Annotated in this window: 13 protein-coding genes; 6 read left to right on the forward strand and 7 right to left on the reverse strand. The window is 58.2% G+C overall.

Annotation, left to right across the window (positions count from 1 at the left end; genetic code table 11):
• The first annotated feature begins 3 nt into the window (after positions 1 to 3).
• The 4 genes from paaB to P8O11_RS05630 are packed head-to-tail and all read left to right on the forward strand — an operon-like array spanning position 4 to position 2,579.
• Positions 4 to 288 (forward strand): 1,2-phenylacetyl-CoA epoxidase subunit PaaB, encoded by a 285-nt coding sequence (paaB, locus tag P8O11_RS05615; protein ID WP_089888064.1) that lies wholly within the window; start codon positions 4 to 6, stop codon positions 286 to 288.
• 1 nt (position 289) lies between these two features.
• Positions 290 to 1,042 (forward strand): 1,2-phenylacetyl-CoA epoxidase subunit PaaC, encoded by a 753-nt coding sequence (gene paaC / locus P8O11_RS05620; protein ID WP_300292541.1) that lies wholly within the window; start codon positions 290 to 292, stop codon positions 1,040 to 1,042.
• Positions 1,042 to 1,500, forward strand: a complete 459-nt coding sequence (paaD, locus tag P8O11_RS05625) for a 1,2-phenylacetyl-CoA epoxidase subunit PaaD (RefSeq protein ID WP_300292563.1) — start codon at positions 1,042 to 1,044, stop codon at positions 1,498 to 1,500. Before paaC ends, paaD begins: the two co-directional genes overlap by 1 nt.
• An 8-nt stretch (positions 1,501 to 1,508) precedes the next feature.
• Entirely contained in the window at positions 1,509 to 2,579 is a 1,071-nt protein-coding gene (locus P8O11_RS05630; protein WP_300292543.1) for a 2Fe-2S iron-sulfur cluster-binding protein, read from the forward strand.
• Between the two features lie 120 nt (positions 2,580 to 2,699).
• On the opposite strand, the gene P8O11_RS05635 is transcribed toward P8O11_RS05630, so the two are convergent.
• From P8O11_RS05635 to paaG, 4 genes are read right to left on the reverse strand one after another with little or no spacing between them, the layout of a single operon-like run.
• The gene (locus tag P8O11_RS05635) at positions 2,700 to 3,296 is read right to left on the reverse strand and encodes a TetR/AcrR family transcriptional regulator (protein WP_300292545.1); all 597 of its coding nucleotides are present in this window, start codon (positions 3,294 to 3,296) and stop codon (positions 2,700 to 2,702) included.
• 4 nt (positions 3,297 to 3,300) lie between these two features.
• Positions 3,301 to 4,611 (reverse strand): phenylacetate--CoA ligase PaaK, encoded by a 1,311-nt coding sequence (gene paaK / locus P8O11_RS05640; RefSeq protein WP_300292547.1) that lies wholly within the window; start codon positions 4,609 to 4,611, stop codon positions 3,301 to 3,303.
• Positions 4,612 to 4,614: 3 nt separating this feature from the next.
• Positions 4,615 to 5,052, reverse strand: coding sequence for a hydroxyphenylacetyl-CoA thioesterase PaaI (paaI, locus tag P8O11_RS05645; protein WP_300292549.1), 438 nt, complete (start codon positions 5,050 to 5,052; stop codon positions 4,615 to 4,617).
• 2 nt (positions 5,053 to 5,054) lie between these two features.
• Positions 5,055 to 5,840, reverse strand: coding sequence for a 2-(1,2-epoxy-1,2-dihydrophenyl)acetyl-CoA isomerase PaaG (paaG, locus tag P8O11_RS05650; RefSeq protein ID WP_300292551.1), 786 nt, complete (start codon positions 5,838 to 5,840; stop codon positions 5,055 to 5,057).
• A gap of 87 nt (positions 5,841 to 5,927) precedes the next feature.
• Here paaG and paaZ point away from each other — a divergent pair, with 87 nt between their 5' ends.
• Together paaZ and P8O11_RS05660 are read left to right on the forward strand one after the other, a co-directional pair.
• The gene (gene paaZ / locus P8O11_RS05655; protein WP_300292553.1) at positions 5,928 to 7,934 is read left to right on the forward strand and encodes a phenylacetic acid degradation bifunctional protein PaaZ; all 2,007 of its coding nucleotides are present in this window, start codon (positions 5,928 to 5,930) and stop codon (positions 7,932 to 7,934) included.
• A gap of 30 nt (positions 7,935 to 7,964) precedes the next feature.
• The gene (locus tag P8O11_RS05660; RefSeq protein WP_300292555.1) at positions 7,965 to 8,741 is read left to right on the forward strand and encodes a PaaX family transcriptional regulator C-terminal domain-containing protein; all 777 of its coding nucleotides are present in this window, start codon (positions 7,965 to 7,967) and stop codon (positions 8,739 to 8,741) included.
• Here P8O11_RS05660 and P8O11_RS05665 read toward each other — a convergent pair.
• From P8O11_RS05665 to P8O11_RS05675, 3 genes are all read right to left on the reverse strand, one after another.
• Positions 8,738 to 10,597, reverse strand: coding sequence for a monovalent cation:proton antiporter-2 (CPA2) family protein (locus P8O11_RS05665; protein WP_300292557.1), 1,860 nt, complete (start codon positions 10,595 to 10,597; stop codon positions 8,738 to 8,740). The two genes, P8O11_RS05660 and P8O11_RS05665, sit on opposite strands and share 4 nt — an antisense overlap.
• Positions 10,597 to 11,052 carry an Lrp/AsnC family transcriptional regulator gene (locus P8O11_RS05670; protein WP_300292559.1) on the reverse strand — a complete coding sequence of 152 codons (456 nt, stop codon included), beginning with the start codon at positions 11,050 to 11,052 and terminating at the stop codon, positions 10,597 to 10,599. Before P8O11_RS05670 ends, P8O11_RS05665 begins: the two co-directional genes overlap by 1 nt.
• Positions 11,053 to 11,139: 87 nt before the next feature.
• Positions 11,140 to 11,577, reverse strand: a complete 438-nt coding sequence (locus P8O11_RS05675; RefSeq protein WP_300292561.1) for a YqaA family protein — start codon at positions 11,575 to 11,577, stop codon at positions 11,140 to 11,142.
• Positions 11,578 to 11,794 lie beyond the last annotated feature (217 nt).

Consider the following 11,794-nt stretch of genomic DNA (forward strand, 5'->3'; position numbering starts at 1 on the left):
CACATGTCTAAAGAATGGCCCCTCTGGGAAATCTTCGTCCGCGGCCAGCATGGCCTGTCACACCGTCATGTGGGCTCGCTTCATGCGCCTGATGCTGAAATGGCGATCAAAAATGCCCGTGATGTTTACACGCGCCGCAACGAAGGCCAGTCAATCTGGGTTGTGGAGGCCGCGCATATCTCGGCCTCAAGCCCCTCTGACAAAGGCCCGCTTTATGAGCCAAGCGAAAGCAAGGTCTACCGCCACCCGACGTTCTTTGACATCCCCGAAGACGTGGGGGCCATGTAACATGAGCACTCTTTATGACTTCGCGCTGCGCATGGGCGACAGCACGCTTATCCTTGGACATCGCGTCTCAGAATGGTGTGGCCACGCGCCAGTGCTTGAAGAAGATATCGCGCTGGCGAACACGGCTTTGGACCTCATCGGCCAGACCCAGCTCTGGCTCGGCCTCGCCGCCGAAGAAGAGGGCACAGGCAAAACTGCCGATGATCTTGCCTTCCTGCGCGACGCTTGGGATTTTCGCAACGCGCTGCTTACCGAGCTGCCCAATGGCGACTTTGGTCGTACCTTGATGCGACAGTATCTCTTTGACCAATGGCACCTGCTCATGCTGCAAGCCCTTCAAGGCTCATGTGAAAAGCGTGTCTCCGACATCGCCGACAAGGCTGTGAAAGAAGTGAGCTACCACGTTGAGCGCTCGCGCGACACGGTGATTGGCCTTGGCGACGGTACGCCTGAAAGCCACAAGCGCATGCAAGACGCGCTTGAGTATCTTTATCCCTTCGTGGGTGAGCTGTTCACGCCCGATGCCGTCGATGAGGCCGCCACGCACGAGGGCATTGCCCCCGACTTGGCCAGCTTGCGCGCCGCATATGATGCAGCCGTGGCTGACACCATGGCAGAGGCCACACTCACGCTGCCCGATAGTCGCTTCGGCCACAAAGGCGGACGGACAGGCAAGATGCACACCGAGCATCTCGGCCATATCCTCACACAAATGCAGTGGCTTCAGCGCGCCTATCCAGGAGCGAGCTGGTGATGCAGCCGAGCGTTGATCAGGTCTACACGTGGCTCGATGATGTGCCTGACCCCGAGATTCCTGTGATCTCTCTGATGGATTTGGGCATCATCCGCCATGTGGAGTGGGCGGGGGACACACTCGAAGTCACCGTCACGCCGACCTATTCAGGCTGCCCTGCGACGAGCATCATTAACCTTGATATCGAAACCGCTCTGCGCGGCCACGGTATCGAGAAGCTTGCGCTCAAACGCCAGCTTAGCCCGCCATGGACAACCGACTGGTTGACTGAAAAGGGCCGTAAAAAGCTTGAGGAGTACGGCATCGCTCCGCCCCAGCCCGCAGGTGGCCCCGCACAGTGCCCACGCTGCCAAAGCCATGATCTGGAACGCCTTTCCCAGTTTGGCTCCACCCCATGCAAGGCCCAATGGCGCTGTAAAAGTTGCCTTGAGCCTTTCGACTATTTCAAATGTATTTGAGGTGACACATGCCCCGCTTTCATGAACTCGAAGTCACAGGTCTGCGCAAAACAATCCGCGACGCTGTTGTTGTGACGCTCAAGCCCGTCAATGGCGCAGCCAGTGAATTTGACTTCACCCAAGGCCAATATCTCACCTTTCGCCGCGATTTCGACGGCGAGGAAATCCGCCGCAGCTACTCGATTTGCGCAGGCAAGGGCGAGGGCATCCTGCAAGTTGGCATCAAGCGTGTTGATGGCGGCGCCTTCTCAACTTGGGCCAACGAAGAGCTAGCCATCGGCGCGCACATCGAGGCCATGCCGCCGATGGGCCGCTTCTTTACACCGCTGGATGCCAGCACAGAGAAATCTTACCTCGCCTTTGCAGGTGGTTCAGGGATCACGCCCGTTTTGTCGCTGATCAAAACCACACTTGAGGCCGAGCCAAAGGCCGAGTTTACGCTGGTCTATGCCAATAAGGGCATCAGCACGATCATGTTCCGCGAGGAACTGGAAGATCTCAAGAACATCTACATGGGCCGCTTCAATGTGATCCATATCCTTGAGCAAGACGCACAGGATATTGAGCTCTTCTCGGGGCTCGTGACGGAAGAGAAATGCGCCAAGCTTTTCGAAAGCTGGATTGATATCAAGAGCGTCGATACCGCCTTTATCTGTGGTCCCGAACCTATGATGCTCGGCATCGCCAAGGCGCTGAAGGAGCATGGGCTAGAAGACGAGCAGATCAAATACGAGCTCTTCGCCTCCGCCCAACAAGGCCGTTTGGCCAAACCCGCCGCCTCGCGCGCCGCAGGGGCTGCTGCACAGATCAAACTTTCGGTCACCCTTGATGGTGCGACCCAGACCATGGACGCCGATCCTGACAGCAGCATTCTTGATCTCGCGCGGGCAGGCAATCTGGATGCACCCTACGCCTGTAAAGCAGGGGTCTGCTCGACATGCCGCTGCCGTGTGATCGAAGGCGAAGTCGATATGCGTGCCAATCATGCGCTTGAAGATTATGAGGTTGAAAAAGGCTACATCCTGTCCTGCCAGAGCTTCCCTGTGAGCGCGGTTGTTAAAGTGGATTACGACCAATAGGACTATGGAAAAACAGGGATTGCGCTTTGGCTGCGCCAAAACGCCAAAGAAGGGGGCGCTCGCGCCCTCTCTGCCTGCGGCATTCACCCCCTGAGGATATTTGAAGAAAGAAAAAGACCCTCAGAGGGCTTTGAGACCGCCGATTGCAAGCTTGGCCACTTCTGCGCCATAAGCGCGACGTGCGTGTTCATCAGCGCTGGCGTTCCACATATAATGCCAGTTGAGCATGCCAAAGACGGACATCGTGACGCTGCGCAGCTTGGCTGGATCGCGCTCAAACACGTCTGGCGCATTTTCAGCAATGACGCTTGAGAGTTTCTTGACCATATCACGCTGATATCCAACGAGAATCTGGCGTTGATCCGGGGGCAGATGATCCATCCCTGCGCTTTGAACACGGTGCGCATTGTCTGCGCCCTGATAGGCCAGAAGCACTTCGACGCAGAGCGCAAGGAGCTTTTCTGCAGGGGCCAGCCCGTCGAGGTTCACCTCGGCGAGCCTGTCACGCAGCTCTTTGAGGTGACTGTCGAGCAAGTCAAACAAGAGCGCATCCTTGCTGTCATAGTAGTGGTAGATGTTGGCCTTGGAAATGCCTGCATCCTGCGCAAGCGCTGCCATGCTTGCGCGGTCAAACCCCTCGCTGGCAAAGACCCGTGCCGCCGCTTCCAAGATGGCTTCGCGCTTGGCACTGTGATCCTTGGCTTGTGTTCTTGCCATGCGCTCAGCCCTTGTTGCGATTGTCGATCACGCGCACGGCTTTACCTTGCGAGCGTGCCACGGAGCCGGGATCGCCTACAATGACCTCGGTGCTGACACCTACCATATCCTTGATATGTTTGGTTAACATCCGCTGCGCTGCCGTGCGGGAGAGATTGTCTGCCGCATCAGCTGTTGCCTCGACAAACACCCGCATCGCATCCATCCGGCCTGATTTGTAGAGCTCGATCTGGAAGTAAGGCGCAAGACCGCCTGTCGCCATGACCTGTTCTTCGATCTGGGTGGGGAAGACATTCACACCGCGCAGAATGATCATGTCGTCAGAGCGCCCTGTGATTTTCTGCATCCGCCGCATGGAGCGCGCCGTGCCCGCCATCAGGCGGGTCAGGTCGCGTGTGCGATAGCGGATCATCGGCATGCCTGTTTTGGTGAGCGTGGTAAAGACCAGCTCTCCTTCTTCTCCGTCAGGGACCACCTCGCCTGTGACCGGGTTGATCACCTCAGGATAAAAGTGATCTTCCCAGATGTGGAGGCCGTCTTTGCTTTCCACACATTCGTTGGCCACACCTGGTCCGATAATCTCGGAAAGCCCGTAAATATCCACGGCATGCATGTCGAATGCCTCTTCGACTTCAAGCCGCATCGCATTTGTCCAAGGCTCGGCCCCGAAAACGCCGACATCAAGGCTGCTTGTGCGCGGATCAATCCCCGCTTTGTGGAAGCCCTCAAGGATGTTGAGCATATAGGACGGCGTGACCATGATCCCTTGTGGCTTAAAATCTGTGATGAGACCCACCTGCTTTTCGGTTTGCCCGCCACCCATGGGAACCACTGTCGCCCCAAGCCGCTCGATCCCGTAATGCGCGCCAAGACCACCGGTGAAAAGGCCGTAGCCATAGGCGTTGTGCACTGTGTCGCCACGCTTGAGGCCAGAAGCGCGCAGAGAGCGGGCGACGACGTCTGCCCAGACATCGATATCGTTTTGGGTATAAACTACGACCGTGGGTTTGCCGGTTGTGCCGGAGGAGGCATGAATGCGCACCAGCTCTTCGCGCGGCACGGCAGCAAGGCCAAAAGGATAATTCGCCCGCAGGTCGTCTTTATATGTGAAGGGGAATTTCGCCAGATCGCTCAGGCACGTCAGATCATCAGGGTGCACCCCAGCAGCATCAAAGCGCTCCTTATACATTGGCACATTGTCATAGGCGTGCTTCAGCGTGGTCTTCATCCGCGTCAGTTGCAGCGCCATAATCTCGTCGCGTGAGGCAATCTCGATCGGGTCCAGGTCGCTTTTCTTTGGTGTCAGATCTTTCATGTCTTAGGCCTCCCCGCCTTCGTCGAAATGTGTGCCCGCGATGGCGCGCGAAATGCCACGAAACTCGCAGAGTGTTTTGCCGTTCTGGTTGCTTACAACCACATCATAAATCCCGCTGCGCCCTGTGAGGCTGACTTCGCGTGCCGTGGCGCGCAGGCGGTCACCCTCAAATCCGGGGGCGAGATAGCTCATAAAAGTGTGCTGCCCGACAGTGTTCTGGTTGCGCGAATTACACGCAAAGGCAAAGGCGCTGTCGGCGAGCAAAAAGGAGATGCCTCCGTGACATGTCCCGTGGCCGTTGGTGTGATGCGTTTGCACAGTCATCTCCAAGACAGCCTCGCCCTCATCAACACTGACAAGCTCCATTCCGACCCACTCGGAGGCCTTGTCGCCCGCCCACATCGCGGCGGCCGATCGCTCTGCGCGCTCTTTCGGTGTCATGCTCATTCCCCCTTAAACTGAGGTGGGCGTTTGTTCAGAAACGCGCTCACGCCCTCGGCATAATCGGCAGATTCTCCGCAGGTCTTCATGTATCCTGCCTCAAGCTCGAGCTGCTCTGAGAGCGTGTTTACAGCCGAGGCCTGAATGGCCGCTTTCGTCAGGGCAAGGCCCAGTGTTGGTCCGTTTGCAAGCTTTTCCACAAGTGCATGCGCCTCATAGGTCAGTTGCCCGTTCTCAATACATTTCCAAATGAGGCCCCAATCCTCGGCCTGCTGTGCACTCATCGGCTCTGCGGTAAAGGCCAGCCCCTTGGCGCGCGCTTCGCCAAGAAGGCGCGGCAAATGAAAGCTGCCACCCGTATCTGGAATGAGCCCAACCTTGCTAAAGGATTGAATGAACTTCGCCTTGTCCGAGGCGAGCACCATGTCACAGGCCAAGGCAAGGTTTGCACCAGCCCCCGCCGCAACGCCGTTGACGGCGCAAACCACAGGAAACGGCAGGGCGCGAATGAGGTTCACAAGCGGGCCATAGAACTTGCGCACCGTCTCTCCCAAGTCGGGGGGGGCGTCCATTTTGGAAGGGTCTCGATCGCCCAAATCCTGCCCGGCGCAAAAGCCGCGTCCAGCACCTGTGAGCAAAACCGCCCGCGCGCCCTCGTCTCGCGCGGCTTCAAGGGCTGCGCGCAACGCCAGATGCATCTCTTCGTTAAATGAGTTCAGCTTGTCAGGACGGTTGAGCATGATCTCGTGCCATGTGTCGTGGCGTGTCACTAAAATTGTCTCAGACATTGCTCTCTCCCTCAAGCTTACAAGACAAAGCTTGCATAAACCGAACGGTTGGTCAATAAATTATCCAGAGCCAAAAAGGAGAGCGCCATGAAAGAGATTGCAAGCTATGCCATGGGGCAGTGGGTTGCCCCCGACGCAGCCGCCCGCAGCGTAGACTGCGCCATCACAGGTGCGCCCTTCGCCCGCATCGGCAACGGTACGCTCGATACAAAGGCTATGCTGATCCACGCCCGCGAGGTCGGCGGCCCTGCCTTGCGCGCGATGAACTTCCACGAGCGCGCCAAGATGGTTAAGGCGCTGGCCATGGCGCTCGGTGAGCACAAGCAAGCGCTTTATGATCTCAGCTTTCACACAGGCGCGACCCAGAAAGATCACCTGATCGACATCGACGGTGGCATCGGAACGATGTTTGTCTTCGCCTCCAAGGGCCGCCGCGAGCTTCCCGAAGCGCATGTCTATGTTGATGGTGATCTGGAGCAGCTCTCGCGCCACGGCTCCTTCATGGGCCAGCATATCTGCACGCCTCTGCGCGGTGTCGGTGTGCATATCAACGCCTTCAACTTCCCCGTCTGGGGGATGCTCGAGAAGCTCGCCCCAACCCTGCTCGCAGGCGTTCCCGCCATTGTAAAGCCTGCGAGCTCCACCGCCTATGTCACTGAACTTGCAGTTAAAATCATGCTTGAGAGCGGGCTTCTCCCCGAGGGCGCACTCCAGCTGATTTCTGGTGGCGTGGGGGATTTCTTTGACGGCCTCGGCCCGCAAGATGTGGTCAGCTTCACAGGCTCCGCCCAGACCGCGCTCATGCTGCGCAGTCATCCGACCATTGCGCAAAACTCGACACGCTTCATCGCCGAGCAAGACAGTCTCAACGCCTCTGTCCTTGGCCCCGATGCAGCCGAAGGCACGGAAGAGTTCTCCCTCTTCATCAAGGAAATCCTGCGTGAAATGACAGCTAAGGCAGGCCAGAAATGCACTGCCATTCGCCGCATCATGGTCCCCCAAACGCAGGTCGAGGCCGTCATAAAAGCGATCAGCGCCAAGCTCGACGCTCTCACAATCGGCGATCCGCGCGAAGAGAGCACCCGCATGGGCGCGCTCGTCAGCATGAGCCAGAAGCATGATGTGCTCGCCATGGCCGATACGCTCGCCACCGAAAGCAAGATTGTCTGGCGTGACGAAGCCCGCGTGCCCACCGAGGGCGCCTTTGTTTCGCCCGTGCTCTTGCACTGCGAAAATCCCGACACCGCAACAGAGGTCCACGCCACAGAGGCTTTCGGCCCTGTGAGCACCGTGATGGGCTACCGCGATCTGGCCCATGCGGCGGCGCTCGTCGCCAAGGGCGAGGGCAGCCTTGTCACTTCGCTGATTACAGCTGATCCTGCCATCGCGACGGCCTTTGTCGCCGAGGCCGCGCCGTGGAACGGGCGCATCTATATCAACAACCGCCACTCTATGAAGGAGAGCACAGGCCACGGTTCGCCGCTCCCTCATATGGTTCACGGCGGCCCAGGCCGCGCAGGCGGCGGCGAAGAGATGGGCGGCATCCGAGGTGTCATGCACTACATGCAACGCACCGCCATTCAGGGCAGCCCCGATATGCTCACAGCCATCGGTCAGAAGTGGGTTCCAGGCGCGGCCGAAGTCACTGGCCCCGCGCACCCCTTCACCCGCCGGTTCGGCGCGCTTGCCTTGGGCGAAACGCTGCACACCGCTAGCCGCACCATCACTCTTGAGGATATCGAGACCTTCGCCCATTTCACGGGCGATACGTTTTACGCCCACATGGATGAGGCGGCCGCCGCGCGGAACCCCTTTTTCCCGGGCCGTGTGGCGCATGGTTATCTCTTGCTCAGCTTCGCGGCAGGACTGTTTGTGGAGCCAAACGAAGGGCCGGTTCTGGCCAATACGGGCCTTGATAGCTTGCGGTTTATGAAGCCTGTTGTGGCGGGTGACGCCATCAAGGTCGCGCTCACCGTGAAGCGCAAGACAACCCGCAATGAAGAATACGGCGAGGTGCGCTGGCATGTGTCGCTCACCAATCAGGATGACGAGCTTTGCGCAACCTATGAGCTCCTCACAATGAACGCTCTTTAACGCGCGATCCACTCTCGCTAAGGTGCGCCCATGACGTCGGGCGCATCACATCTCTTTGAAACCACCTTCACGGCTCTGCAAGCGCAGGGCCCGCTGAAGACCTGGTCGCTCATTGTCACAATCTTTGGCGATATCGCCCCCGCCAAAGAAGACCATATCGACAGTCAGCTCTTGGCCGCGCTCACCGCGCCCTTTGGCGTGAAGCCCGAGGCTCTGCGTGTCGCGCTGCACCGTTTGCGCAAGGATGGCTGGCTTGAGGCTGTCAAAACGGGTCGCCGTTCGTCCTATCACCTTTCCGAGACAGGCGAGGCGCTCACGCGCAAAGCCTACGCTCGGATCTATCGCGATGTCCAAAGCGGGCAGGGTGCGGATTGGCAAATCGAGCTTCTGGAAGATGCCGCTGCATCAGGGCGCGCCAAAACCGCGCTGATCGGGGCCAATATCCTCGTCTCGCCCGCGCCCTCCACTGGCGCACCGCTCTGCTTGGCGGCTGTGGATGTGCCCGAATGGATGCGCACTGCTCTTGTGTCTGAGGCGGCGCAGGCAGAATTCGCTGGCTATGTCGCGGCCCTTGAGGGCCTCTTCCCCGCGCTCGCCTCAGAGAGCCTGACAGAGGAGGCCCGCGCCGCGCTGCGCTTTCTGGTGCTGCACTATTGGCGGCGCATTGTCCTGCGCCAGCCCGAAGCGCCTGAAATCCTGCTGGGACAAGACTGGGCGGGCGATGCCGCGCGCAGGCTGACGCTCAAGGTCTTCCAAGACTTGCCGCGTCCCAAGCTCGCGGACCTTGCTGCCCTGTCCATCGCCTAGGCGCTGTCTTTCTTCTCTGCCAAAGCCTGCAAACTCAACTCGAGATCTTTCTCAAGCTCGCGCACGCGCTTGCGGTAAGCTTCGTTGCTGGCCATATCCTGATCAGGCTTCCAAAGCTGCGCCAGTTCTTTCAGTGCCATTCGGTCATGGGCGTAAAACGCTTGTTCCGCCTCGGCGGCTTCATATTCGGTCATCCCGACGTTTTCGAGCACATAGCGCCCTGCCCGCAAGGAGCTGTCAAACAGCTCGCGCACAATATCATTGGCGCCCGCCTCATAGAGTGCAAACACATGGCCCCGGTCACGGGCGCGTGCAATGATATGGATGTCGGGCCGTTCCTTGCGCGCGTGCCGCACAAGCCGCAGTCCCGCTTCGGTATCGTCCAGCGAGACAACAAGCACCCGCGCATCGCGCAAGCCCGCCGCGCGCAAAAGCTCTGGCCGCGTGGGATCGCCCAGAAACGCGCGGTAGCCAAAGCTGCGCATCAGCTGGATGCGCTTGAGATTGTTGTCCAGAACCACAGTCTTGAACCCGCTGCTCTCCACAAGCCGGTTCACAATCTGCCCAAAGCGCCCCACACCCGCAATGATCACAGGTCCAGCATGGTCAATCTCATCAGGCTCGCTGGTCTGTTTGGCGCCCTCAAAGCGCTTGTGCAAATAGTCGTAAACCAAAAAGAGTATCGGCGTCATCAGCATCGACAGGGTGATAATCAGCAAAAGCCTGTTGCCCAAAGCATCCGTAAAGACACCCTGTTGCCCGGCAAAGGAAATCAGAACAAACCCGAACTCCCCCGCCTGTGCCAAGGCCAGTGTAAAGAGCCACAGCTCGCGCCGCCGAAGCCCAAAGCCGAAGCCGAGTACAAAGAGCACAACGCCCTTGAGCAGGATCAGCCCGCAGGCGAGGCCAATCATCAGGGCCGGCTCCGCCATCAAGGTGGTAAAGTTGATCGAGGCCCCAACGGTGATGAAAAATAGCCCCAGCAAGAGGCCCTTAAACGGCTCGATATCGCTCTCAAGCTCGTGGCGGAACTCGCTGCTTGCAAGAACAACCCCAGCCAGAAAAGCGCCCAAAGCGGGCGAGAGCCCCAAGAGCGTCATCACATAGGCGTTGCCAATAACAATGAGCAGGGCAAGCGCCGTAAACATCTCGCGCAGTCGCGTGGCGTGAATATATCGAAAGATCGGCTTGGTCAGAAAGACCCCCGCAGCGATCACAACCGCAATGGTTGCCAGCGTCGCCAGCGCCACGCCCCAAGCGGGCAGGCTTTCAAACAACGTCGCATGATGCGCACCGTCCTCTGTCTGCAGCACGATCGAGCCATCTGGCCCAAAGGCGACAGGAGCAGCAATGCTCAAGAGCGGTATCAGCGCCAGAAACGGGATCACGGCAATATCCTGCGTCAACAAGACCGCAAAGACAGAGCGCCCGCCGGATGTCTGGACAAGGCCTTTTTCTGTAAGGGTCTGAAGCACAATTGCGGTTGAGCTCAAGGACAATACGAGACCAATCGCAAGGCTCGTCTGCCACGCCAGCCCAAACAATGACGAAGCCACAAAAAAGACCATACAGGTCAGCACAACCTGAACACCGCCAAGGCCGACAAGCCTTTGTCGCATCGCCCAAAGTGCCCCGGGGGTCAGCTCAAGCCCGATGATAAACAACATCATTACCACGCCGAATTCTGCAAAATGCTGCAAATCGCGGGTCTCTTCGCCAAGGCCCGGCATAAGGCCGATCAGCACACCAGCGCTCAGATATCCCAGCACTGAGCCAAGCCCGAGCCGCGAGGCCAGCGGAACGGCAATGACTGCCGCCAAAAGATAGATCGTAGGGAGGAAAAGCATGGAGTGCATTAGGCTGGCAACGGTGCGTCTTGTTTAATCTGGTTCATCACAATCTGGCTATGCACACGGCTAACTGCCCCATGCGCCAGAAGGATGTCATGGATCAGCGTGTTTAGCGAGGCCAGATCCTTGGAATAAATCCGCAGCAACACATCTGCATCGCCCGTCATAGCCCAGGCTGAAATGATCTCTGGTTGTGAACCGATCAATTTGTTGAAGCTCTTGGAAAGGGTAGGGTCGTGGTTGAGAAGCTGGACCTGTACAAAGGCCTGCACACCAAGCCCAAGCGCCCCCGCATCAAGCTGCGCGCGATATCCAAGAATGACACCGCTGGCTTCCAGCCGCTGCCGCCGCCGCGCGGCTTGACTTGGCGAGAGGCCAAGCATATCGGCCAGCTCTTGGGCTGTGGCCTGAGCGTTCTGCTGCAAAGCCGTGATGAGTTTAGAATCAATCTGGTCTTTCATGCACTCAAATTACGATTTAAATCTCAAAGATGCGATAATGTCGTCAGCTCTAGGCAAGGATACGCGATGAAATATGCATCTTTTCGCTTAGAGCCAGCCCCAGACCAATCCTGCAACCACCAGATAGCGCCCGGTCTTTGCCAAGGTGACGAGCGCGAGAAAGATCCAGATGTTTTCGCGCAACACGCCTGCTGCCAAAGTCAGCGGATCGCCCACAAGAGGCGCCCAGCTGAGCAGAAGCGAATAACGCCCGTAGCGCCGATACCAGCCTTCGGCACGCGCCAGCGAATCGCCTGAAAACGGAAACCAGCGCTTGTGTTGGAGCGCATTCGCCCCGCGTCCGAGAGCATAGTTTAACAGTGCGCCAAGAATATTGCCTAGGCTCACCACAAAGAGGAGCCAAAAAGCAGACCATTCTTGGGAGGCCAGCAGCCCCGCCAGCACGAGTTCGGACTGTGCTGGCAGCAGCGAGGCTGCGACAAAGGCCGAAAGAAAAAGGCCGCCATAGACAGCGAGGTCGGTCATGTTGTTTCGCTCTCAGAGGGCATTGATAGGCCTGACTATACGCCCAAACAGTAAAGCCTGCGCGCGCTGTATTGTCTAATTTTGTCTGAACAAAAACACGTTTCAGGCGGTGTACAGGTTGTGCACGGGTTGTGCACGCTTTTCACCCCCCTGATTTTGGTTCCTGCAAAATGTATGAAGAGATGAAAACGTACCGTTTACTGAATTTTCAAGTCAG

This window comes from Lentibacter sp. (genome assembly GCF_029254145.1).
GTDB lineage: Bacteria > Pseudomonadota > Alphaproteobacteria > Rhodobacterales > Rhodobacteraceae > Lentibacter.

Excerpts from the sequence above, each read along its gene's own strand:
- paaB (WP_089888064.1), top strand. The coding sequence starts at position 4 with ATGTCTAAAGAATGGCCCCTCTGGGAAATCTTCGTCCGCGGCCAGCAT.
- paaC (WP_300292541.1), top strand. The coding sequence starts at position 290 with ATGAGCACTCTTTATGACTTCGCGCTGCGCATGGGCGACAGCACGCTT.
- paaD (WP_300292563.1), top strand. The coding sequence starts at position 1,042 with ATGCAGCCGAGCGTTGATCAGGTCTACACGTGGCTCGATGATGTGCCT.
- P8O11_RS05630 (WP_300292543.1), top strand. The coding sequence starts at position 1,509 with ATGCCCCGCTTTCATGAACTCGAAGTCACAGGTCTGCGCAAAACAATC.
- P8O11_RS05635 (WP_300292545.1), bottom strand. The coding sequence starts at position 3,296 with ATGGCAAGAACACAAGCCAAGGATCACAGTGCCAAGCGCGAAGCCATC.
- paaK (WP_300292547.1), bottom strand. The coding sequence starts at position 4,611 with ATGAAAGATCTGACACCAAAGAAAAGCGACCTGGACCCGATCGAGATT.
- paaI (WP_300292549.1), bottom strand. The coding sequence starts at position 5,052 with ATGACACCGAAAGAGCGCGCAGAGCGATCGGCCGCCGCGATGTGGGCG.
- paaG (WP_300292551.1), bottom strand. The coding sequence starts at position 5,840 with ATGTCTGAGACAATTTTAGTGACACGCCACGACACATGGCACGAGATC.
- paaZ (WP_300292553.1), top strand. The coding sequence starts at position 5,928 with ATGAAAGAGATTGCAAGCTATGCCATGGGGCAGTGGGTTGCCCCCGAC.
- P8O11_RS05660 (WP_300292555.1), top strand. The coding sequence starts at position 7,965 with ATGACGTCGGGCGCATCACATCTCTTTGAAACCACCTTCACGGCTCTG.
- P8O11_RS05665 (WP_300292557.1), bottom strand. The coding sequence starts at position 10,597 with ATGCACTCCATGCTTTTCCTCCCTACGATCTATCTTTTGGCGGCAGTC.
- P8O11_RS05670 (WP_300292559.1), bottom strand. The coding sequence starts at position 11,052 with ATGAAAGACCAGATTGATTCTAAACTCATCACGGCTTTGCAGCAGAAC.
- P8O11_RS05675 (WP_300292561.1), bottom strand. The coding sequence starts at position 11,577 with ATGACCGACCTCGCTGTCTATGGCGGCCTTTTTCTTTCGGCCTTTGTC.